The 20,643-nt window shown below is 66.9% G+C and carries 15 protein-coding genes; 13 read left to right on the top strand and 2 right to left on the bottom strand.

Annotated elements, in window-relative coordinates; translation table 11 throughout:
• Positions 1-24 precede the first annotated feature (24 nt).
• Together RCH15_RS12435 and RCH15_RS12430 are read left to right on the top strand one after the other, a co-directional pair.
• The gene (locus RCH15_RS12435; RefSeq protein ID WP_326960977.1) at positions 25-1,152 is read left to right on the top strand and encodes an FAD-dependent oxidoreductase; all 1,128 of its coding nucleotides are present in this window, start codon (positions 25-27) and stop codon (positions 1,150-1,152) included.
• A gap of 80 nt (positions 1,153-1,232) precedes the next feature.
• Positions 1,233-2,270, top strand: coding sequence for a GmrSD restriction endonuclease domain-containing protein (locus RCH15_RS12430; protein WP_326960976.1), 1,038 nt, complete (start codon positions 1,233-1,235; stop codon positions 2,268-2,270).
• An 18-nt stretch (positions 2,271-2,288) separates the two neighbouring features.
• On the opposite strand, the gene RCH15_RS12425 is transcribed toward RCH15_RS12430, so the two are convergent.
• Positions 2,289-4,916, bottom strand: a complete 2,628-nt coding sequence (locus RCH15_RS12425; protein ID WP_326960975.1) for a trehalase-like domain-containing protein — start codon at positions 4,914-4,916, stop codon at positions 2,289-2,291.
• A 251-nt stretch (positions 4,917-5,167) separates the two neighbouring features.
• Here RCH15_RS12425 and RCH15_RS12420 point away from each other — a divergent pair, with 251 nt between their 5' ends.
• From RCH15_RS12420 to galT, 7 genes are all read left to right on the top strand, one after another.
• Positions 5,168-6,487: an ABC transporter substrate-binding protein gene (locus tag RCH15_RS12420; protein ID WP_326960974.1), complete on the top strand. Its 1,320-nt coding sequence runs from the start codon at positions 5,168-5,170 to the stop codon at positions 6,485-6,487.
• A gap of 29 nt (positions 6,488-6,516) precedes the next feature.
• Complete coding sequence (locus RCH15_RS12415) at positions 6,517-7,470, top strand: carbohydrate ABC transporter permease (protein WP_326960973.1); 954 nt, start codon at positions 6,517-6,519, stop codon at positions 7,468-7,470.
• The gene (locus RCH15_RS12410) at positions 7,467-8,402 is read left to right on the top strand and encodes a carbohydrate ABC transporter permease (RefSeq protein ID WP_326960972.1); all 936 of its coding nucleotides are present in this window, start codon (positions 7,467-7,469) and stop codon (positions 8,400-8,402) included. Before RCH15_RS12415 ends, RCH15_RS12410 begins: the two co-directional genes overlap by 4 nt.
• Positions 8,403-8,404: 2 nt before the next feature.
• Positions 8,405-10,483, top strand: a complete 2,079-nt coding sequence (locus RCH15_RS12405; protein WP_326960971.1) for a beta-galactosidase — start codon at positions 8,405-8,407, stop codon at positions 10,481-10,483.
• 9 nt (positions 10,484-10,492) lie between these two features.
• Positions 10,493-11,287: a DeoR/GlpR family DNA-binding transcription regulator gene (locus RCH15_RS12400; RefSeq protein WP_326960970.1), complete on the top strand. Its 795-nt coding sequence runs from the start codon at positions 10,493-10,495 to the stop codon at positions 11,285-11,287.
• A gap of 126 nt (positions 11,288-11,413) precedes the next feature.
• The gene (locus tag RCH15_RS12395; RefSeq protein WP_409017425.1) at positions 11,414-13,609 is read left to right on the top strand and encodes an alpha-galactosidase; all 2,196 of its coding nucleotides are present in this window, start codon (positions 11,414-11,416) and stop codon (positions 13,607-13,609) included.
• A 1-nt stretch (position 13,610) separates the two neighbouring features.
• The gene (galT, locus tag RCH15_RS12390; RefSeq protein ID WP_326960969.1) at positions 13,611-14,714 is read left to right on the top strand and encodes a galactose-1-phosphate uridylyltransferase; all 1,104 of its coding nucleotides are present in this window, start codon (positions 13,611-13,613) and stop codon (positions 14,712-14,714) included.
• Here galT and RCH15_RS12385 read toward each other — a convergent pair.
• Positions 14,711-15,700, bottom strand: coding sequence for an LLM class flavin-dependent oxidoreductase (locus tag RCH15_RS12385; protein WP_326960968.1), 990 nt, complete (start codon positions 15,698-15,700; stop codon positions 14,711-14,713). The two genes, galT and RCH15_RS12385, sit on opposite strands and share 4 nt — an antisense overlap.
• A gap of 221 nt (positions 15,701-15,921) precedes the next feature.
• Between RCH15_RS12385 and RCH15_RS12380 the strand changes: the two genes are divergently transcribed.
• The 4 genes from RCH15_RS12380 to RCH15_RS12365 all read left to right on the top strand — a co-directional run bounded on the left by RCH15_RS12380 (position 15,922) and on the right by RCH15_RS12365 (position 20,382).
• The gene (locus tag RCH15_RS12380; RefSeq protein ID WP_326960967.1) at positions 15,922-16,791 is read left to right on the top strand and encodes an aldo/keto reductase; all 870 of its coding nucleotides are present in this window, start codon (positions 15,922-15,924) and stop codon (positions 16,789-16,791) included.
• 73 nt (positions 16,792-16,864) lie between these two features.
• On the top strand, positions 16,865-17,566 hold the full coding sequence (locus RCH15_RS12375; protein WP_326960966.1) for a type 1 glutamine amidotransferase domain-containing protein: 702 nt from the start codon (positions 16,865-16,867) through the stop codon (positions 17,564-17,566).
• Between the two features lie 62 nt (positions 17,567-17,628).
• Entirely contained in the window at positions 17,629-19,302 is a 1,674-nt protein-coding gene (locus RCH15_RS12370; RefSeq protein WP_326960965.1) for a helicase HerA-like domain-containing protein, read from the top strand.
• A gap of 87 nt (positions 19,303-19,389) precedes the next feature.
• On the top strand, positions 19,390-20,382 hold the full coding sequence (locus RCH15_RS12365; protein WP_326960964.1) for a hypothetical protein: 993 nt from the start codon (positions 19,390-19,392) through the stop codon (positions 20,380-20,382).
• The last annotated feature ends 261 nt before the right edge of the window (positions 20,383-20,643 follow it).

The following is a 20,643-nucleotide window of genomic DNA, read 5'->3' as shown; positions in this document are numbered from 1 at the left end:
GCCAACACCATCCGGAGGCAAACCATGAAACCCAGCCTGGATACCGTGGTCATCGGCGGCGGAGCCATGGGCTCCGCCGCCACCTGGGCGCTGGCCAGCCGCGGCAGGGCCGTGACCCTGCTGGAGCAGTTCAGTCCCGGCCACCGCAACGGAGCCTCGCACGGCACCACCCGGAACTTCAACCCCGGCTACGCGGACCCGGACTACGCGGCCATGCTGGCTGAGGCGGCCCGATGGTGGGATGAACTGGAAGCGGATGGCGGCGAGCGGCTCCTGACGCGCACCGGCGTCGTAAACCACGGGACCGATCCGCGGCTGGACCGGGTGCAGGGCGCTTTGCACGCGGCCGGGCTGCGGGCGGACTTCCTGACTGCGGCGGAAGCTGCCGAGCGCTGGCGCGGCATCCGGTTCGACCAGCGGGCACTCCATATGCCCGACGGCGGCCAGCTCAATCCCGACGCGGCCCTGCCGGTACTGCAGCGGCTTGCCGCCGGCCGCGGGGCGGAGATCCGCCACCGGACCAAGGTGCTGGACGTCGCCGTGGCGGACGACGGCGTCCGCCTCACCATCGACAGCGGCGGGCGCACCGAAGTGCTGACTGCACGGCAAGCAGTGGTCACTGCAGGCGCATGGACCGCCAAACTGCTCGGGGCGGTGGCGCTCCCGCGGCTGACCGTCACACAGGAACAGCCGGGGCACTTCGCCATTGCCGACCGCGGCGCGGCGTGGCCCGGCTTTAACCATGTCCCCGGCGACGGCCCGGAGTTCGCGGACTGGTATTCACCGGTCTACGGCATGCAGACCCCCGGCGAGGGGGTCAAGGCTGGCTGGCACGGCGTGGGCCCGGTGACGGACCCGGACCGGCGGTCGTTCACCCCCGAGCCCACGCAAAGGGCTGCGCTGCAACGCTACGCGCGGCGGTGGCTGCCCGGGGTGGACGCGGACTCCCTCACCGATATCAGCTGCACCTGCACCACCACCGTGGACGAAAACTTCATCCTCGACCGCATCGGTCCCCTGGTGGTGGGTGCCGGATTCTCCGGTCACGGCTTCAAGTTCACCCCGGTGATCGGACGCGTCCTCGCCGACCTCGCAACCGGGGAGGGCCCTGCACCGGGAATCTTCTCGGCCTCACGCCCGGGGGTCCGCTGACCGCCAAGCAACCCGGGTAGGCTGGGACCGGTCTCAAGCCGGCCGGCAACTACCGGCGCTCAGCACGAAGTGGGGAACAATTGCACAGCGTCACACAACGCCGGACCGCGGTATCCGGCGCCGTCGACTGGGTCGCGGCGGGCCTCACGGCACTGCTGCTGGTCTCCGCCACTGCCTGCGCCGGAACGGCCCCGGCTGCGGGTGCCACGTCCCCCGCCGCCGTCGGCAGCCCGGCGCCCGCCACCCCGGCCGCCGACAGTCCCTCACCCACCGCCGGGCCCACCCTGCCGGACCCCGGCACGGCCACCGGCTCCCTGGCCGGCGGGGCCCTGGACGTCCTGGACTCGCTCCCGGTCAAGGGCCGGGCGCCGAAAACGGGATACTCGCGCGAGCAATTCGGCCAGGCCTGGGCCGACGTCGACCGCAACGGCTGCGACACCCGCAATGACGTGCTGCGCCGCGACCTGACCGCGTTGGCCCTTAAACCCGGCACCGGGGACTGCGTGGTCCTGTCCGGCATCCTGAATGACCCCTACACGGCAACATTGATCAACTTCCTCCGCGGCAACAGCACCAGTTCCGCGGTGCAGATCGACCATGTGGTGGCCCTCAGCGACGCCTGGCAGAAAGGCGCGCAGCAGCTCACCGAAGCCCAACGGCTCGCTCTCGCCAACGATCCGCTGAACCTGCTCGCGGTGGACGGTCCCAGTAACCAGCAAAAGAGCGACGGCGACGCCGCCACCTGGCTGCCGCCAAACACGTCATACCGCTGCGACTACGTCGCCCGTCAGATCTCGGTCAAATCCAGTTATGGGCTGTGGGTCACCCAGGCCGAGCACGATGCGATGGCGCGCATCCTGGGCGGCTGCCCGGACACAGCGCTCCCCGCCGGCCAGGGAACACCGCACCCCGCCGAACCCGCCCCGCTTCCCGCTTCGGCCGAACCGGTGCCGGCAGCACCAGCGGCACCGGCCCCGGCGGCACCGGCAGCACCGGCGGAGGCCTTCTATGCGAACTGCTCCGCGGCCCGGGCGGCAGGAGCCGCCCCGCTGCTGGTCGGCCAGCCGGGCTACCGCGAGCAGATGGACGGCGACCGCGACGGCGTCGCCTGCGAATAGGGACAGGGACGTGCGGACCTAGTTCTTCGGCAGCGCGTCCAGCAGCCGCGCGCATCGGATGAAGCCCAGGTGCGAGTAGGCCTGCGGATGGTTTCCCAGGTGGGTTTCGGTGCCGGGGTCGTATTCTTCCGGCAGCAGCCCGGTGGGCCCGAACAGATTGACCAGCTGATCGAACAGGTCCCACGCCTCCTCGATCCGCCCCACCGCGACGTAGGCCTCGATCAGCCAGGTGGTGCAGATGTGAAAGCCGCCCTCCAAACCCGGCAAGCCGTCGTCGTACCGGTAGCGGAACACGGTGGGACCCACTCTCAGTTCCCGTTCCACCGCCGTGACGGTGTCCAGGAAGCGCTGGTCTGCAACGTCCAGGAGGCCCGACAAACCGATGTGCAGCACCGCGGCGTCAAGATCCGGGCTGTCGTAGGCCACGGTGTAGGACCCGGCGCTTTCATCCCAGCCCTCCCGCAGGACTTGCTCCCGGATGACCGCCGCGGCCGGCTCCCACTCCGGACGCGGCGTCCGTCCGTGACGGTCAGCGGTCCGCAGCGCCCGGTCCAGCGCCACCCAGCACATGACTTTGGTGTAAATGTGGTGCCGGGGCGCCCGCCGGGCCTCCCAGATCCCATGGTCCGGCTCGTGCCAGCGGGCCAAAACGGCCGAGGCCATCTGCACCATCACCTCCCAATGGGCATCGGCCAACTCCCCCTGCCGGGCGCTCAACGCATCGATGAGCTCAGCGATCGGCCCGAAAACGTCCAGTTGCACCTGGTGGTCCGCGGCATTGCCGATCCGCACCGGCCGGGAACCCGCGTACCCGGGAAGGCAATCGACAATGGCCTCGGTGGACAGCGGTGCCCCAGTGACCGAGTACAGCGGATGCAGCCATTCAGGACCCGGCGTGTGGGCCAGGATCCGGCCCAGCCAGGCCAGGAAACCCTCCGCCTCCGCGGTGGAACCGAGGTCCACGAGGGCGTTCACGGTCATGGAACCGTCCCGCAGCCAGCAGTACCGGTAGTCCCAGTTCCGGGTGCCGCCGATTCCCTCAGGCAGTGACGTGGTGGGCGCCGCGAGCACGGCTCCGGTGGGCTCGTGAACCAGGGCGCGGAGCACCAGCGCTGACCGCCGCACGAGGGACGGTTTCACCGCGGGCAACCGCAGCGCCTGCACCCAGCGCCGGGAATGATGCGCGACGGCGGCACGGCGCGAATGTTCCTCCGGCGGCTCGGCGCGTTGAAGTTCCGTGTCGCCGCAGCGCAGGTTCAACACCACCGGCCCGTGCCGCAGCTCGACGTCGGCCGTGGCGGTCGCGTGGCGCCCGTCCGAGGTGAGCGTGAAATCCACACCGGCGGCCAGCAGAATGATCGGGTCCGCGGTGCCCACGACATGCAGTTCTGACCCGCGGGCCTCCATACTAAACGGTGCGTTCGCGTAATCCGGGCGGGGTGCAAAGACAATCCGCGCCACCCCGGTGCCAGTGAGCACCCGGACCAGGCTGGTCACACCCTCCGGCGCGGGCTCCAGATAGTCCGTGACGGTGACATCAGCCCAGCGTGTTTCAACAATCATGGTGCTGTCCACGTAGCGTTGGCCCAGGACCTGCGAGGCTTTCACCGGTTCCACCGAGAAATGACCAGCTGCGTCGCCGCCCAGCAAATGCGCGAAGATGGACCCGGAGTCCGGCAGCGGGTGGCTCATCCAGCAAATCTTGGCATCCGGGGTCAGCAGTGCCGTGGAGGACCCGTTGCCGATCATGGAATGCCGTTCCAGCCCGACGGCGTCCTCTCCAAACAACCAGGCCCTCCGCAGTTCAAAGAGAATGGCCAGCACCCGGGCGAAGGCCTCCGGGTCCCGCAGCCGGTGCGCGGCGAGCGTGGCGCCCTCCCCCACCCGCAGCGCCAGATCCGGGCCACGCAGGGTGGCCATCGCCAGTTCATCGCTGGCAGCGTCACCGGCGTAAAGGGCTGCGCTGACGCCGAGCATGGAGCGCAGGTGTTCCAGGGCGCCGCCCTTGGCCGGCTCCACCACGGACAAGTCCAGGACCGAACCGTCCACAATAAAGGACAATCCGTGCTCCCGGGCGATGTCCGCTGCCTGCTGCCTAGCCAGCGCGACGACGTCCGGTGCCGCCGGACGGGTGTGCACGGACACGGCGACGGGCTTCCGCTCGATGGTGACGCCCCGGTAGGCGCCCACCGTTTCGGCGAGCGCCTGGGCTGCCTGCTGAAGCACGGATTCGGTGGCCAGGGACAGCCCGTGGGCGTAGCCCATGTCGAACTCGGCGCCGTGCGAGCCGACCAGGTGCACCTCGGCGGGAAGCCGGGAGACCGCGGCCAGGTCACGCAGGGAACGCCCGGAGATGACGGCCGCGTGGGTATTGGGGAGGGCCGCCAGCGCCCGGAGCGCGATTGAGGCGCTGCCCAGCGGCAGGGTCTCGGTGGAAATGCCTTCCGCTGCGCACAGCGTCCCTCCGTAGTTGCAGGCCACCAGCAACCCCGGGGTGCGGGCCAGGATCTTCAGCTCCGCCAGCAACTGCGGCGTCAGCCCGTCGTCCACCGCGTTGGTCTGCACAAAGGCACGGAGCAGTCCCAGCGGCAGGGACTTCGTCAGAAGGGCAGAGTCGGCCAGGGACTGGTTGAGCGGAGTGGGCATGCGCGGAGTCCTTCGATAAGTCCCCAAATGCCTGCATGAGAGCGCCCCGAAGGACGTACTTCCAGTCTCCCCACGGCCGATTTCGTGCGGGTATCCCGGCTGTTGCGGGTAGGTAACATCCGCCACCCCGGGTCGTTCTGCATCCGCGGACATTTAAATGTTCTTTTTTGCCCCTTGACGTTCCTTATTGTGCGTTTATGATAGATAATTATGTGAGTCGCCTCACACCCGGATGTTTCAAAGGAGAAATCATGACCATGCACGAAGACGCGCTGCGCCGGGCTTCCAGCCAGGGCGCGTGGGACCGGCGGACCTTGCTCAAGACGCTGGGTGTGGGAGCCGTCGCGCTGGCGGGGGTGCCCGCGCTGGCTGCGTGCACCGGAGGCAGCGCCCCGGCCGCGAGCGGCGGCGCCAAGACCGTCAGTTTCGGTTCCGGATCCTCGGATGAAGTGCCCAAAAATGCGTACAAAGCCGTCACGGACGCGTTTGAGAAAAAGTCCGGCATCAAAGTCGCCACGAACGTGGTCCCGCACAACGACTTTCAAAACAAGATCAACACCTACCTGCAAGGCAGCCCCGATGACAGCTTCACCTGGTTCGCCGGCTACCGGATGCAGTACTACGCGGACAAAGGATTGCTCGCACCGATCGATGACGTCTGGGAGAAGATCGGGGGCAATTACTCCGACGCCCTCAAGAAGGCATCCACCGGCGCGGACGGAAAGATGTACCTGGTCCCGAACTACAACTACCCCTGGGGCTTCTTTTACCGGAAGAGCCTGTGGGCTGAGAAGGGTTACGAGGTGCCCACGACCTTTGATGAGCTGACGGCCCTGGCCAAGAAGATGCAGGGCGACGGCCTGATCCCGATTGAATTCGCGGACAAGGACGGCTGGCCCGCCATGGGCACGTTCGATTATCTGAACATGCGCCTGAACGGATACCAGTTCCACATGGACCTCACCGCCCACAAGGAAAGCTGGGACCAGAAGAAGGTCAGCGACGTCTTCGACACCTGGAAGGAGCTGCTGCCCTACCAGAACCCCAACGCCCTGGGCATGACCTGGCAGGATTCCGCCAAAAATCTGGGCGACAGGAAGTCCGGCATGTACCTGCTCGGCTCCTTCCTCACCCAGCAGTACACCGACAAAACAGTGGCGGACGACATCGATTTCTTTCCGTTCCCGGAGCTCGCAATGGAGGGCCAGGACGCAATCGAGGCCCCCATCGACGGGCTGCTGCTCTCCAAGAGGGGCGGCCAGAACCAGTCCGCCAAGGACTTCCTCGCCTACCTCGGGACCCCCGAGGGACAGGACGTCTACGCCTCCGTCGACTCCGCCAATATTGCCACCGCCAAGGGTGCAGACACCTCGAAGTTCACGCCGCTGAACAAGAAGATGGCGGACGCCATCAGCAATGCCAAGAGCATCAGCCAGTTCTTCGACCGCGATGCCCTCCCGGCCATGGCCAACAACGTGATGATCCCGGCCCTGCAGTCCTTCATCAAGGACGGCAACGTCGACGTCAAGAACCTGGAAGCCCAGGCCAAATCGCTCTACGCCGCCCAGTAACGGCACTCGATATCGAGCAAGGACTTTCAGTGAGCACAGCAAGCGACACAACAACGGCCGGGGCACGAGGCGCCAGAGGTGCCCCGGCACGGCGGGTCCGGCGTTTGTCCGGCCGGGACAAGTGGGTCCTCGGATTCATGGTGGGGGTCCCCACCCTCATCCAGCTCGTCCTGGTCTGGATCCCGACGCTGCTTTCCGCTGCCCTGTCCTTTACCCGATGGAACGGGTTGAGCCTGAGCGACATCAAGGGCGCCGGCGTGGCAAATTACCAGTTCATCGCCAACGACTACCCGCCGTTCTGGCCCGCTGTCCAGCACAACGTGCTGTGGCTGGTCTTTCTGGCTCTCGTCGCCACTCCGCTCGGCTTGCTGCTCGCCATCCTTCTCGATCAGAACATCCGCGGCTCCAAGATCTACCAGAGCATCTTTTTCACACCCGTCATGCTCTCGCTGGCCCTGATCGGGGTCATCTGGCAGCTGTTCTACAACCGGGACAGCGGACTGTTGAACTTCCTGCTGGGAACGGCCGGCACCCCGCAGGCGGTCGACTGGTTCGGTGATTCCAGCGTCAACATTTGGGCCGCTCTCCTTGCCGCCACATGGCGCCACGCCGGCTACGTCATGATCCTCTACCTTGCCGGGCTCAAGGGCGTGGATCCCACCTTGCGGGAGGCGGCCCAGATCGACGGCGCCAATGCAGTCCAGACGTTCTTCCGGGTCATTTTCCCGGCCATGCGGCCGGTCAATGTGATCATCATCGTCATCACGGTGATCGAATCGCTGCGCGCCTTCGACATTGTCTATGTCATTAACCGCGGCACGAACGGACTTGAACTCATCAGCGCCCTGGTCATCCAGAACCTCGTCGGTGAAGGACAGGTGATCGGCGTCGGCTCCGCTCTTGCCGTCATCCTCCTGGTCATTTCGCTGGTTCCCATCACCTTCTACCTGTCCCGGGCCTTCGGAAAGGACAAAGAAGCATGAGCATCATCAAGCCGGCCCCTGCCGCGGCGAGAAGCGACCACCCTGCCGCAGTGCAGCACCCGGGCGGCAAGGGCCGGGGACCGGCCAAAAAGCACTTCGGCATCCATCTCTTCCTGATCGTGATGGCAGCCATGTGGCTGGTGCCGCTGGCCTGGACCATCTTCACGTCCCTGCGGCCCAAGGCCGATACCGACAAGTACGGGTACTTCAGCCTCGGCGGGTCCTTCAATTTCGACAACTTCGCCGAAGCATGGACCCGGGGCGGGTTCGCGCAGTACGCCTGGAATTCCGCGCTGATCACCATTCCGTCGGTCATCCTGATCTTGTTCTTCGCCTCGATGATGGCTTTCGCTGTCAGCCGGGTGGCCTGGAAATTCAACGTCACGCTGCTGATCATGTTCACCGCCGGCAACCTCCTGCCGCCCCAGGTGCTCGCGGCTCCCCTGTTCCAGATGTTCAAGCAGCTCGAACTCCCCTACAGCGTCAGCGATTCCGGCAACCTCCTCAACACCTACATCAGCGTCATCGCCGTCGACACGGCATTCCAGATCGGCTTCGTCACCTTCGTGCTCTCCAACTACATGAAGGCACTGTCCCCCGAACTGACCGAGGCTGCCCTGGTGGACGGCGCCGGCATCTGGCGGCAGTACTGGGAAATCATCCTCCCCCTGTGCCGGCCCGCCCTTGCCGCGATGGGCACGCTGCAGGTCATCTTCATCTACAACGACTTCTTCTGGCCGCTGCTGTTCATTCAAAGCGGTGACCGGCTCCCGCTCACCACCGCCGTGAACAACCTTCAGGGCCAGTTCCTCTCGGACTACAACCTGATCGCCGCCGGCGCCATGATCACAGCCATTCCTGCCCTCATCATCTACCTGCTCCTGCAGCGACACTTCGTGGCCGGACTGACGCTCGGCTCCAGCAAAGGATAAACGTGGACTTCAATAACAACACCGCCCCCATGGACTACATCACCGCGCGCCTGGGCTCGGAAGGCGCACCCATGCTCGCGTTCGGCGGCGATTACAACCCGGAGCAGTGGCCCGAGGAGACCTGGGACGAGGACGTCCGGCTCATGCGCGAGGCAGGCATCAACCTGGTCAGCGTGGGCATCTTCAGCTGGTCGTTGCTGGAACCGTCCGAGGGTATCTACGAATTCGGCTGGCTGGACCGGGTGCTGGACCTGCTGCACGCCAACGGCATCCGGGTGGACCTGGCCAACGCCACCGCCTCGCCACCGCCCTGGTTCAGCCACAAGTATCCTGGGTCCCTTCCCGTCACAGCCGACGGAGTGCGCCACAGTTACGGGTCGCGGCAGGCCTTCGCCGCATCCAGCCCGGACTACCGCCGTGCCGCGGCGGCCCTGACGGAGCAGATCGCCATGAGGTACAAGGACCACCCCGCGGTGGTCATGTGGCATGTGCACAACGAGTACGGCTGCCACAACCAGCCGGACTTTTCTGACGGCGCCGCCGCCGGCTTCCGCAACTGGCTGGAAGCCCGCTACGGGAGCCTCGACGGACTGAACGATGCCTGGGGTACCGCCTTCTGGTCCCAGCGCTACTCCGCCTGGGAGGAAATCCTGCCGCCGCGGACCTCCGGGACCTGGGTCAATCCCACCCAGCAGCTGGACTTCGCCCGGTATTCCTCGGACGAACTTCTTGAGTGCTACAAAGCGGAGGCCGCGATCATCCGGTCGCATTCCCCGCATCCGGTGACTACCAACTTCATGGGCTTCAACATGGGCCTGCACCAGCCGGTGGACTACTGGCGTTGGGCCGAACACATGGACGTGGTGTCCAACGACCACTACCTCATCGCTGAGGACCTGCGGAACTTCCAGGAGCTTGCCGCGGCGGCGGACCTGAGCCGCGGCTGGGCGCAGGGCCGGCCCTGGCTGCTGATGGAGCACTCCACGTCCGCGGTTAACTGGCAGCCCCGCAATATCGCCAAGGCGCCCGGCGAAATGCTGCGCAACTCGCTGCAGCACATCGGCCGCGGCGCCGACGGTGCCCTCTTCTTCCAGTGGCGGGCTTCCCGGGCCGGCGCGGAAAAATTTCATTCCGGGATGCTGCCGCACGGGGGAACCGACACCAAGGTGTGGCGGGAAGTCGTCCAGCTGGGCCAGGCGCTGCGCAGCCTCGCCGAAGTCGCCGGCTCGACGGTGACCGGCGCGTCCGGCCGCGTTGATGTCGCGATCATCCATGACACCGATGCCCGCTGGGCCTCGGAACTCGACTCGCACCCGAGCACGGATGCCTCGAACATCGCAGAAACGCGCCGCTGGCACGATGCCTTCTACCGTGCCGGGGTCCCCACCGACTTCCGTCAAAGCACCGATGATCTCTCCGGCTACCGGCTCGTGGTGGCCCCGATGCAATACCTCGTGACCGACGCCGGAGCGGCCAACCTGGACCGCTACGCAAGGGACGGCGGCCACCTCGTCATCACGTACTACTCGGGCATTGTGAACGAGCACGACCACATCCGGCTCGGCAGCTATCCGGGCGCGTTCAGTGAGCTGTTGGGCGTACGGATGGAGGAATTTTATCCGTTGCGCTCCGGCGAATCGCTTCCGCTCAGCGCCTTCGGTGCGGGTTCGTGCTGGAGCGAACTCGGCCGGGCCAGCACCGCCGAGGTGCTCGCCGCGGTAACCGAGGGGCCTGTGGCCGGTTCGCCGGCGGTTACCCGCAACCAGGCGGGAACGGGCCTGGCCTACTACGTCGCCACCACGTTGTCGGCCGCGGGCCTCAGCGACTTCGTGGCGCTCAGCTGCGCCGACGCGTCGGTCCAGCCGCTGGTACCGGATCTTCCGCCCGATGTGGAGGTCATCCGGCGGAGCAAGGACGGCACGGACTGGACGTTCTGCATCAACCACGGAACGCAGGACGTCCGGTTGCCCCTGGCGGGAGTCGACCTCATCGCCGGTCAGGAACTCGACGGCGGCCTTGCCCTGGGCGCCGGCGCTGCCGCTGTCGTCCGTTCCCGGACCGCTGCCGAAGCGGTCCGGTAAGGACACCAGATGCTCGCCGCAGCCCGCCACTCAGCCATCATCGCGGAAGTCCAGCGTGAACGAATCGTCCGCGTCGCGGACCTTGCGAAACTGCTGGGCGTCTCCCTGATGACCGTCCGGCGGGACATCGAAGCGCTGGACGCTGCCGGCGCCGTCGAAAAGATCCACGGCGGGGCCAAACTGCCCGGCGGGGCCAGCACCCACGAACCGGGCTTCGAGCTGAAATTAACCCAACTCCCGGAGGAGAAGATGGCGATTGCCCACGAGGCCGCCGCGCAGGTTCGTGAAGGGATGGCGGTGGGGCTCAGCGCGGGCACCACCACCTGGGCGCTGGCGCAGCTGCTGTCCGCCGGGCCACGGATCACGGTGGTGACCAACTCGGTGCGTATTGCCGGCGTCTTCCATCAGGGATCGTCCCCGTCCACGGTGATCCTGACCGGCGGCGAACGAACCCCCTCCGACGCTCTCGTTGGGCCGCTGGCCACGTCCGCCCTGAAACAGCTCCACCTCGACGTGCTCTTCCTCGGCGTCCACGGCGTCGACGCCGACGCCGGCTTCACCACCCCCAACGTGCTGGAGGCGGAAACCGACCGTGCCTTCGTGGCGGCCGCCCGCAGGGTGGTTGTGCTCGCGGACCACACCAAATGGGGAACCTTGGGCATCAGCACGATCGCCGCCCTTGAGGACGCTGACGAGCTCATTTCAGACGACCATCTGGGCGGCGAAGCCCGGCGCATCCTTGGGGAACGGGTGGGCAGGCTCCGGCTGGCACCTCTCGTTCCCGCCGGGTCGCCTGCGGGCTGACCGGGAGCGCCCTTCCACCCCTACCGCCCTTCCACCCCTACCGCCCTTCCCGCCCCTGACGACCACAAGCCTGGAGCTGCCGTGAACCACCCGAACCCCGCCACCGTTGCCCAGGAATCGCCGGCCCTGCACCCGCTGCCCCGGTTACTGTACTTGCGGCGCTCCGGCACGGCGCTGCTCATTGACTGCAGCACCGGCGAACCTGCTGTGCTGCACTTCGGCGCGGACCTGGGCCCCTACCTGCCGGACTTGTCGCTGCTCGGCGACCCCGTGGCGCCCTCTTCCCTGGACATTCCCGTGGCGCAAGGCCTGATTCCGCAAGCCTCGTCCGGCTGGCGCGGCCGGCCCGGACTCCGCGGCCACCGCAATGGCCGCTCGTTCTCCGCCCGGCTCCGCCTCGTGTCGGTGACGGAGGATGCTGACTGTTCCGCCGTCATCACCCAATCCGACCCCGCCGCCGGCGTCACCCTCCGCACCGAGATCAAAATCAACGATGGCGGCCTGCTGCAGCTCCGGCACAGCCTCCACAACGACGGTCCGGGCAGCTATTCGGTGGAGGAACTCGCCGCGGTGCTTCCCGTGGGGCGTGCCGCCGGTGAAATCCTGGACCTGACAGGGCGCTGGTGCCGGGAGAACCACCCCCAGCGGCTCCCCATGCGACAGGGCACGTGGGTACGCTCCGGCCGGCACGGACGCACCGGCCATGATTCCTCGCTGCTGCTGGCGGCCGGAACCCCGGGCTTCGGCAACCGGCACGGGCAGGTCTGGGCCGTCCACCTGGGCTGGAGCGGCAACCACGAAAGCTTCGTGGAAACCATCGCCGACGGGCGCGCAGTCATCGGCGCCGCGGAATTGCTGGGCTCCGCCGAGGTCACACTCGCCGCGGGAACCAGCTACGAGACACCCTGGCTCTTTGCCGCGTATTCGGACTCCGGGCTCGACGGCATCAGCGACTCGTTCTACGCCTGGTTCCGGGCGCGGGCGCACCATCCCGGGGTCCGGTCCGGGAAGCCGCGCCCCGTGGTGCTCAATGTGTGGGAGGCGGTGTACTTCGACCACCGCCTCGGCACGCTGCTGGAGCTGGCCGGCACCGCGGCCGGGCTCGGCGTCGAGCGCTATGTCCTCGACGACGGCTGGTTCCGGGGCCGCCGCGACGACTCCGCCGGCCTGGGCGACTGGTATGTGGATGAACAGGTGTGGCCGGACGGGCTCACGCCCCTGATCGACGCTGTCACCGCCCACGGCATGGAATTCGGGCTGTGGGTCGAGCCGGAAATGATCAACGAGGACTCGGACCTCGCCCGCGCACACCCGGACTGGATCGCCGGTCCCGGCCCGATTCCGCAGGAATCGGGGGTTCTGACGACCGGCGCGCCGGGCCGGTTGCCGGAGCGCTGGCGGAACCAGCAGGTGCTGGATCTCGTCAACCCGGAGGCCTGGCAGTATGTCTTCGACCGGCTCGATGCTCTCCTCACCGAGCACCGCATCAGCTATCTGAAGTGGGACCAGAACCGGGATCTCGCCGAAATGGGGCACGAGGGCGGCCCCTCGGTCCACGCCCAGACGCTGGCCGTGTACCGGCTGCTGGATGAGTTGCGGAAAGCCCATCCCGACGTCGAGATTGAAAGCTGCTCATCAGGGGGCGCCCGGGTGGATCTGGGGATTCTGGAACGCACCGACCGGGTCTGGGCCTCCGACTGCAACGACGCTTTGGAACGCCAGACCATTCAGCGGTGGACCGGAACGGTGGTCCCGCCGGAACTCGTCGGCGCGCATATCGGGCCGACTACCTCGCACACCACGGCCCGCACCCACGACCTGTCATTCCGCGCCATCACCGCCATGTTCGGCCACTTCGGCCTGGAATGGGACGTCCGCCACCTCCAGGGCGCAGAGCGGGACGAGCTCGCCGCCGTCATCGCGCTGTACAAGGAACACCGCACACTATTGCACAGCGGGCGCATGGTGCGCGCCGACGAGCCGGACCCCGCACTGATGCTGCACGGCGTCGTCGCACACGACGGCTCCGCCACACTGTTCGCGCTGGTGGCGGTCGCGACGTCGTTCGCCGAGGTTCCCGGCCGCGTGGCGCTGCCCGGGCTGTTGCCCGGCCGGAATTACCGGGTAGAGCTCGCCTACCCTGCGCTGGACAGCGGACACACCTTTACCCAGACGCGTTCTCCCGCGTGGCTGGCCACCGGAATTGAGGCGAGCGGCCGTTTCCTTGCCGGGTCAGGTCTGCCGATGCCTGTTCTGAACCCGGAACACGGCCTGCTGCTGAGCGTGCGGGCCGTTACGGATGACGCCGGGAAGGCCACCTGACATGGCCGGAATCACAAAGCGCGCATTCCAGCTGGCTGACGGGCGCGACATCATCTACTTCGACGACGCCGATACCACGCTCTCCCCGGAACGGTCCCCGGATCTGCGTGTTCCGGCACCGCGGCCACGAACGGCCACCATGCGGCAGGACGTTCTGACCGGCGAATGGATTTCGGTGGCGTCGGCCCGGCAGAACCGGATCGTGCTTCCGCCCACGCACCTCGATCCACTGGCACCCGCCTCGGCGCAGAATCCCTCGGAGATCCCAAGCCTTTACGACGTGGCGGTCTTCGAAAACAAATCGCCGTCCTTCGGCCCGGACCTGGCCGGTCCGCAGGCGCCGGAGGGGCTGGATGACCTGTCCCGGATCGGGCTGGGCCGCAGCCGCCAGTCCGTGGGCCGGTGCGAGGTGGTCTGCTTCTCACCCGAACACACCGGGTCGCTCGCCGGCGTTTCGACGTCACGGATGCGGACCGTGGTGGAGGCCTGGGCGGACCGGACGGCAGCGCTGTCCGCGATGCCCGGCGTCCAGCAAGTCTTTCCCTTCGAGAACCGGGGGGAAGAAATTGGGGTGACACTGCACCACCCACACGGGCAGATCTACGCCTACCCCTTCATCACGCCGCGCACCCAGCAACTGATCCGCTCCGTGGAGCGCTACGGCAGTTCGCTTTTTGAGGACGTCCTCGACTTCGAACGTACATCCGAGCGGGTGGTGCTCCACGGCGAACACTGGACGGCGTTCGTGCCTTTCGCGGCGCGCTGGCCCCTGGAACTCCATGTTTTGCCGCACCGCCAGATTCCCGACCTCGCCGCTACCCGCCGGGAGGAACGTGACGAGTTCGCCCTGCTGTACGGCCGGCTGCTGCGCGGTGTCGACGCCCTGTATTCGACGCCGACTCCCTACATCTCGGCATGGCATCAGGCCCCCGTCCGGGCGCACCGGGACGATATCCGTCTGATGCTCCAGCTGACCTCGCCCCGGCGGGAAGAAAACAAGCTCAAGTACCTTGCCGGTTCGGAGGCCGCGATGGGGGCGTTCATTGCCGACATCGCGCCGGAAACCGCGGCCGCCCGCCTCCGGGAGGCCGTCGGGCCGGGCTAGGCGCGCACAAGTTCGGCGACGTCGGCCAGCAGCTCCACGGACCGGAGCCGCGCTTCAGTGCCGGTGCTCTGGTGCGCGACGATGAGCTCGTCGGCGTCGGCGTGGGCGGTGAACCCGTCCAAGTATTCCAGCACCGCGTCCGGGGTGCCCACGGCGGAGTACTTCATCATCTGGGCCACGTGCTGGCCCTTCGGTGAGTCCAGGATCATGTCCGCCTCATCATCACTGAACTCGCGGCCGTTGCCGAAGAACAGCGAGACCCGGGCGCGTTTGGTGGCCTGGAACATTTCTTGCGCCTCGGCCGCGGAATCCGCCGCGATGACATTGACCGCGGCGATCACGTGCGGGGCGTCGAGCTGGGCGGAGGGCTGGAAGTCGCGGCGGTAGATGGCCACGGCGTCCCGGAGCGCATTTGGAGCGAAGTGCGAGGCGAAGGCATAGGGCAGGCCCAACTGCGCCGCGAGCTTGGCGCCGAACAGCGAGGATCCCAGGATGTACAGGGGTACATTGGTTCCCTTTCCCGGGGTGGCCTCGACGCCCTGGATCCGGGTGGGGCCGGTCAGGTAACCCTGGAGCTCCAGCACGTCCTGCGGGAAGCTGTCCGCGGACATCGGGTCGCGGCGCAGGGCCCGCAGGGTGTTCTGGTCGCTGCCGGGTGCGCGGCCCAGGCCAAGGTCGATCCGCCCCGGGTGCAAGGTTTCCAGGGTGCCGAACTGCTCGGCGATGGTCAACGGGGAGTGGTTGGGCAACATCACACCGCCGGCGCCGAGACGGATGCGCTCAGTCTGCGCGGCAACGTGGGCGATCAGCACGCTGGTCGCCGAGGACGCAATGGCTGACATGTTGTGGTGCTCGGCGTACCAGACCCGGCGGTACCCGCGCTGCTCGGCGAGCTGCGCCATGGCAACGCTGCCCGCGAAGCTTTCCGCCGCCGTCTGGCCCTTGCCGATGGTTGCGAGGTCAAGGATGGAAAGCGGAACAGTCACGGAAAAGCCGGCCTTTCGTAGCGGGGTTTGGTCAGGTGCCGCGCCGGATTCCGGGACGGACACACTGTGGACAACGACGCGGGGCCCCGGGATATTTCGGCCTCAGGTGTGGCGCACCCCATGCCGGTTCCAGGCCGCGGCTCACGGGCATGAATAGTTATCGCCCCGCCACATGAGCCGGCAGACGGAATACTCAGCTGGCTGAGGGAGTTGCCGCCGCTATGAGCCATGACACCGCACAGCAACCGCAAACGTCCGCCACGATCGATCTCAGGGACCTGGGCACTGTCCGCCGCCTCGGGTTCGGCGCCATGCGCATTGTCGGGGACGGGGTCTGGGGCGAGCCTGCCGACCGCAAGGCCGCCATCGCCGTCGTCCGCCGCGCGGTGGAACTCGGCGTCGATTTTATTGACACCGCCGATTCTTACGGGCCGAACATCAGCGAGGAGATCCTGGCTGAGGCCCTGCACCCTTACCGGGAGGGACTGCTGATTGCCACCAAGGTCGGGTTCACCCGCACCGGTCCCGACGTGTGGGTGCCGCTGGGCCGGGCAGAATATCTTCGGCAGCAGACGGAGTTGAGCCTGCGCAAGCTCAAGGTTGACGAGCTGGACCTGCTCCAGTTGCACCGGATCGACCCCAAAGTGGATCCGGAAGAGCAGTTTTCCGTGCTCCGTGACCTGCAAAAGGAGGGCAAGGTTAAGGCGCTGGGCCTGTCCCAGGTAAGTGTTGCCGAACTCGAAGAGGCGGGGAAGTACTTCACCGTTTCCACCGTGCAGAACCGCTACAACCTGACTGACCGCAGCTCCGAGGACGTCCTTGACTACGCGGAAAAGAACGGGATCGGTTTTATCCCCTGGGCCCCCATTTCAGCCGGCGAACTGGCGCAGCCGGGAGGTCCGGTGGACGAAGCCGCCAGGCGGCTCGGCGCCACCACCTCCCAGGTGGCCCTGGCCTGGCTGTTGCGCCGCTCCCCCGTTATGATGCCGATCCCTGGCACCGGTTCGGTCCAGCACCTCGAAGAGAACCTGGCCGCAGCCGGCGTCGTCCTGGACGACGCCACCTTCGCCGAACTCGAAGCCGCGCGCTGACCCCTTTTGCTTTTTTATGCCTGCTTTTTACTTTCTACCGCCGGCCCCGTGGCCGGCAGAACAGGAGCCAGACATGGCTAACATCCTGATGGTTGTCTCCGCCGCCGATTCGCTCACCATGCGCGACGGCAGCGAACACCCCACCGGCTACTGGGCCGAGGAGCTGGTGGTTTCGCACCAGACCCTGCTCGACGCCGGACACACCGTCCACCTCGCCACCCCCGGCGGCGCGAAGCCCACTGTGGACGAAGTGAGCCTCGCCGCCGAAGCCGCCGGCGGCGAAGACCGCGCCGACGGTTTCCGCAGCTATCTCGCCGGGATCGACGCCGAGCTGTCCGCGCCGCTGGTGCTGGCCGACGTCGGGCTCTCCGGCTATGACGCAATTGTGATGCCCGGCGGTCACGGGCCCATGAGCGATCTTTACCAGGACGCCGACCTCGGGACGCTTCTGGTCGCGGCGAACACGGCCGGCAAGGTCATCGCGCCGTTCTGCCACGGCCCGGCCGGCCTGTTGAGTGCCACGAACGACGCCGGCGAGTTCGAATTCGCGGGCCGCCGCCTCACTGTCTTCACCAACGAGGAGGAGCTCAACGGCGGCACGGGCCCCAACACCCCGTGGTTCGTGGAGGATGAGTTGAAGGCCAAAGGCGCCGTGATTGAAAACGCCGCCCCCTGGAGCTCCCACGTGGTCCGCGACGGCAACCTGATCAGCGGCCAGAACCCGCAGTCCAGCGAGGACGTGGCGAAGGAAGTCCTCAAGGCCCTCGCCGAATAGCAACCGCCGAAACGCACAGCACCCGCCGGGTCCGGACAGCCGGGCCCGGCTAAGCTGGCGGCATGGCCATCAAATCCACTGCCGAGAAAATCGCCACCATCCAAAAGGGGTACACCCTGGACGGGCCCACCATTGAGTTGGGCGCCGTAATCATCGACGGCGAGGTTCGCAAGGAAGCCCCCGTCCGGCTGCCGCTGTCCATGATGAACCGCCACGGGCTGGTGGCCGGGGCCACCGGCACAGGCAAGACTGTCACCTTGCACATGATGGCTGAACAGCTTTCCGCCGCCGGGGTCCCGGTCTTTCTGGCGGATATCAAGGGAGACCTCTCCGGGCTTGCCACTGCCGCTACCAGCAGTGAGAAGCTGATGGCCCGCACGGCAGGGATCGGCCAGACGTGGTCCGGCAAGACGTTCCCCGTGGAGTTCCTGGCCCTCGGCGGTGACGGCCACGGCATTCCGGTCCGTGCCACCGTCACTTCCTTCGGCCCCATCCTGCTGTCCCGGATCATGGAGCTCAACGACACCCAGGAATCCAGCCTGCAGCTGGTCTTCCACTTCGCGGACAAAAACAACCTCGAACTGATCGACTTGAAGGACCTGCGGGCTGTCATCCAGTTCCTGACTTCCGCTGACGGCAAGGACGAGCTCGAGGACCTCGGCGGGCTGTCGAAGTCGACCGCCGGTGTGATCCTCCGCGAACTCATCACCCTCGAAGCGCAAGGCCTGGAAAAGTTCTTCGGCGAGCCCGAATTCGACACCGCCGAATTGATGCGCACCGCCCCGGACGGCCGCGGCGTTATCACCTGCCTGGAGCTGCCCACCCTGCAGAGCAAGCCGATGCTGTTCTCCACCTTCTTGATGTGGCTGTTGGCTGACTTGTTCGAAGACCTGCCCGAAGCCGGCGACCTGGACAAACCCAAACTGGTGTTTTTCCTCGACGAGGCCCACCTGCTGTTCAATGGCGCCTCGAAGGCGTTCCTGGATGCGATCACCACCACTGTACGGCTGATCCGGTCCAAGGGCGTCGGCATCTTCTTTGTCACCCAGACCCCGAAGGATGTCCCCGCCGAGGTCCTCGGGCAGCTCGCCAACCGCGTGCAGCATGCCCTCCGGGCCTACACTCCGGAGGATGCCAAGGCGCTCAAAGCCACCGTCTCCACCTTTCCAATGAGCGACTACGACCTCGCCGAAACCCTCACGTCCGCCGGGATCGGGGAGGCGGTCATCACCGTTATGAATGAAAAGGGCGCCCCGACGCCGGTGGCCCTCACCCGCCTGCGCGCACCGGAATCCCTCATGGGCCCCAGCGCCGACGCCCTGCTCGCCAGCACCGTGGCCGCCTCATCACTGCTGCCCAAGTACGGTACCGCCGTCGACAACGCCTCCGCTTATGAGAAGCTCTCCGGGAAAGCCCCGGGCACGCCCGCCGCGGACTCCGCTCCGGCCCCCGGTGGAGGCTCCGACGTCGACGCCGAAGCCCGGCGGATCGAGGAGGACATCCTGGGCCGCCCCAGCAGCCGACCTGCCCCGGCTCCTCCCCGGGAACCCCGCCGGGAGGCCCGGCAGGAACGCCAGCCCGCCGAAGACGGCGGCATGGGTGGGGATCTCGCCGGGGCCCTGGGCGGCGCCCTCGGCGGCGGACTCAAGAGCATGGCGCGCTCGCTCGGCACCCAGCTCGGCCGCGAACTGCTGCGCGGAGTCTTCGGCACTGCCCCCAAGCGCCGCCGGCGTTAGGAGCGGCCCGGCGGGCTGACGAAGCCTTCCGGGCAGCGTGCGACACGGGGATTCCTGTGGGGTGCAGGTAACGTAAGGTGCGTGCAAATGTCTCAGGCGTTCGTCAGGATCGCAGCCGGGTGGCTGCTTGCCCTGATGCTGGCCGTGGCTGGCGGCGTCGTCGCGATCAATGTCGTGAACAATTCCGTGGCGAGCCCGCAGCAGCCTGTCCGTGAGTATATCGATGCCCTGCAGAAGGGCGAGGGCGGAAAGGCCCTCGGTCTGTTGCACGCGTCCGTGCCGCCAAGCAACGCCGCCATGCTGGACGGAACCGCGCTGCAGACGGCCGCTGCCCGGATCAGCGGAGTGGAGTACGGCCCGGCCGAGGACCGTGGCGGGAACCAGGTGATGGTGCCGATTGAGTACACCATTGACGGCAGCCAGCTGCGGACCGAGTTCCTGCTGGAAAGATCCGGGACGGACTGGCTGTTCTTCCACCAATGGACCATCGTTCCCGCCGCCCTTCCCGTCCTGAACGTCACCGTGGTCAACGCGAGCGAGGCCAGATTGAACGGTGTGCCGGTGAACATGCCCAACGGCCGTAACTCCTTCGCCGTCTTTTACCCGGGAGAGTACGAGGCCTCGCTGTCCGGTGAATACTTCGCAGCGGCGCCCACCAGGGCCACTCTGTCGGGCCGGGACATCCCGGTGGCGCCACTGAATCTGCTGACCGAGGCCACCGACGGGCTGAAGAACGCCGTGGGCGGCAAGGTCAAGGAATTCCTCGACACCTGCGCCGACACGGCCGACAAGGAGCAAAAGCTCCAGCCGGACTGCCCGTTCTACCACACCACCGACAACCGCGTGATGGACGGCACCATTGACTGGAGCATCACCGAATACCCCGCCGTCAAGATCGAGCCCTTCGGTGGACGCTGGGTAGTCGCGCCCTTGGACGGCAAAGCCCGGATCACGGCCCGGCAGATCGACCTTTTCACCGGGGCCATAACGGACTTGAACACGGTGCACGATTTCAGTTTCACCACCCGCCTGGACATTGACGGCGACACCGTCAACATCACCCCGCTGCTGAACTACTGACCCTGAGCCCGGGCTGCCCACCCCGCCGCGACCCACCGGAACGTTTCGCCGCAAAAAGCGCCGCGGGCCGGCCGCGCGCATTCCGCCGCCGCGGGTTCTCCGCCGGGCCAAGAGCCCGCTGTCCGTGACACCGCAGCCACGGACGGCCCTCCAGCGGGGGCTTAGTGGCTCTTCGAGGTTCCCGGGGAATGGTCTGCTGAGATGATTGCTCATGCTGCCATCCGGGCTGCACTTCTCAAGAGGATACGCGATTTGTAGTTG

The organism is Arthrobacter sp. MP_M4, assembly GCF_035984855.1.
Taxonomy (GTDB): Bacteria; Actinomycetota; Actinomycetes; order Actinomycetales; family Micrococcaceae; genus Arthrobacter.
This window is presented reverse-complemented; position numbering and strand designations above follow the sequence as displayed.